This window comes from Fulvivirga aurantia (assembly GCF_009711475.1).
Lineage (GTDB): Bacteria > Bacteroidota > Bacteroidia > Cytophagales > Cyclobacteriaceae > Fulvivirga > Fulvivirga aurantia.
Genome location: NZ_SMMD01000438.1, coordinates 1 through 2,732, shown reverse-complemented (window position 1 = coordinate 2,732; position 2,732 = coordinate 1). Strand labels below are relative to the sequence as shown.

Here is a 2,732-nt window from a genome sequence, read left to right as displayed (position 1 = left end):
CTAATTGTTATCTAAGAAGCTTCTGTTTCTCTCAATTTTCAGATCCTGAAGCAACGATGACTTCACACGGATTGTAAAGTTGTAGCTTTCGTATCTTCCAAAAGGAGTCCAGCTTAAATTCATCGTCCAGCAGTGGAGGTCTCGGGTTATACCAAATTGAGTAAGGGTAAAGTCTTTTTCTTCAAAGTCGTAACCAGAGTTATAAGTTATCTTCCACTTCTCAGATAATGAGAAGTCACCACTAAATCGCAATGACTGAGTAATGTTCGGATCCTCAAAGCCTCTTTTAGAATAATTTAAACTATAGTTTATTCTTAAGCTCCATGGTATGCTAAAGTCGACATAAGCATCAGGATTGCTGATCAAGTAATCTTTTTCAGCATCGTTTAAAGCAGAGTTGTTAATCCTTTCTCTGGTTTTTTGGTCACTTTTATTTCCTCCAGGGCTTAAATTAGTACTGAGTGCAATTGTTGCGCTTGACAGTTGACCGATTCCCTGCCCGCTATTCCATGCATAACGATCGATGCGTCTTTGGTAAAAGATTGTTTCATCACGACTGTTTACACCGGTACTGTCGAGTACATAAACATAAGGGTCTATTGTACCATTTACGTTGATATTTAATTTACTGTTAAAAACAGCAGTGTTTGCCCTCAGGCTGATATTAGATAACTTGAAAGAATCTGCCACCACATTGTAGCTCGTACTTAAGCCAAAATTGTTAAGAATCGGCACTTTTTTAGATTGTTTCACTGAATCGTCATCAGAAGCTACTTTCATTTCTAGAGTGTTATTGATAGAAAGCCCGATGCTACCACTTTCACCAATTCCTGGTCCGCCATATACAGCCCCCTGATTATCTTGACCTCAGGATTTCCTCACCGTTTTCTCCGGTAAGGTGCTGATAATAGCCAAATTTCTCGTCACTAAAATCAGGTGAGTATGAGAAAGAGATGCTTGGGTTCATTACATGCCTTATGGCTTGTATTTTACTACCCTCTTTGAAGAAATGGTAGCCGTAAAGCCTTGTATTAAATGAAGCACTTGCGCTGTAGGTAGATACTCTGTTAAAACCATCTAAAGTGTCTACTACGATTGCCTGGTTAGGATTATCAGGATCTATACCATATTCTAATTTTTCAAAGTACCATTTTTCTTCGTAGTTCACAGAAGGGCTCACAGTAAAGTGCTTTAACATCTTAAATGAAGTTGCCAAGGGTATCTGATGCCTGATTCCTTTTCTTGAGTTCGCTAAAAAAGTCCCGAAGTTTTCAAAATCAAATGGTGCAATACTGTCTTGAGAAGGGTCAGAGCCGATTCTACCTACATTATTAGTGATATCGTTAGTGCCGGCCATAGTATACCTCAAGCTTATCTTGTCTTTCCAGCTGCTGGAAGATCCACTCTTTCCTCTGAAAGGATAGATGTTTGACATGTTAAAAGAAACGGACGGTAAAAGAATGTCAACTTCTTTAGTACGCACGTCCTGATTATGCCTTGCACTTATGCCCAGTGAGAAAGGGCTGTTTCTAAATGTTTTTGAATAGTTTACATTTGAGCTCAACTTTCTGGTGAGGTTGTTGAAGTTGCTATTAGGGTTATTCGGGTCCTGAACCTGCCCAACACCTATGAAGTTGTTTTGGTTGTAGGTAGAAGTTGCGGCATTTACAGAAGCAGAAAACCGGCCTGTTCCCTTTGTTTGAGGTGTGTGACTCCAGTTTAGTCTAAAATCGTTCTGTTTTTGATCTCGATCCTCAATATTGTCTGATATTCTTAGCTGCGTAACGTTGAAGTTGAAATTACCATTGTAGGAGTATCGTTTTTTATAAGGCACCGCCACATCTACTCCGTAACCCCCTTTAGAATAGATATCACCTCTAATGGCTAGTTTCATATAGTCGCTGATGTCGAAAAAATAGCCACCGCCTCTTAAAAAGAAACCCCTTCTCCGTTCCTCACCATATGACGGTACGATGATGCCTGAAGAAGCCTCGTTTTGCGCGGGAAACATACCAAAAGGAAAGCCTAGTGGAGTAGGAACATTATTAATTTCAAGATTGAAAGGCCCTGAAACAATTTTGTCATCAGGGATTGCCTTAGTACGTTTTGCTTTTATTCTGTAGTGTGGGTGGGCCAGGTTACAGGTAGTATATGAGTTATCTATACTAAAAAGCTCATTTTCTGAGTTTTTGAAAACGGTTTCACCATGCAGGTAGCCTTCACCCTGTTGAGTCACAACTTCTGAGATTCTGGCTCGACCTGTTTTAAAATTATATTCTATGTCTTTTGTTTCGTAGGTTTCTGCCCCGTTTTTAAAGATAGGGTAACCTATTTTATTGCCTAAAGAATCTTTCTTACCATGAGCAGTAAGCGTGTTGGCATTATAATCTATCGTTATTTGATCAGCCTCAAGCTCAATAATACCATATTTTATTTTTGAGTCACCATAAAGCCTCACGATTTTACTGTCTACAGAAAAATTGATTGAGTCTCTGGCAGAGTAATTGATAGTAGTCTCAATATCACTTTGAGGAGTAGGGCTTTCCAGGGTGGTAGAATCATTTTCTACCTGTAGGGAGTCAGGAACAACGGCTGTGCTATCAGCGTTTATTGAAGTATCGGCTTGTATCGATTTTTTACCCAACAATTCCTGCCCGATTGTGAGATTTTTTTCAGGAACCTGAGCGAAGAGATTTGTTATGAAAAACCAAAAAAAAGCGACTGATAAGACG

The 2,732-nt window shown here is 39.4% G+C and carries 1 protein-coding gene and 1 pseudogene; both read right to left on the bottom strand.

The window, feature by feature from the left end:
• Nucleotides 1-843: pseudogene (locus E1176_RS21225) on the bottom strand (putative LPS assembly protein LptD); the annotation flags it as partial.
• Between the two features lie 13 nt (nt 844-856).
• On the bottom strand, nt 857-2,732 hold a 1,876-nt coding region (locus E1176_RS21220), incomplete at its 5' end, for a putative LPS assembly protein LptD (RefSeq protein WP_281349514.1).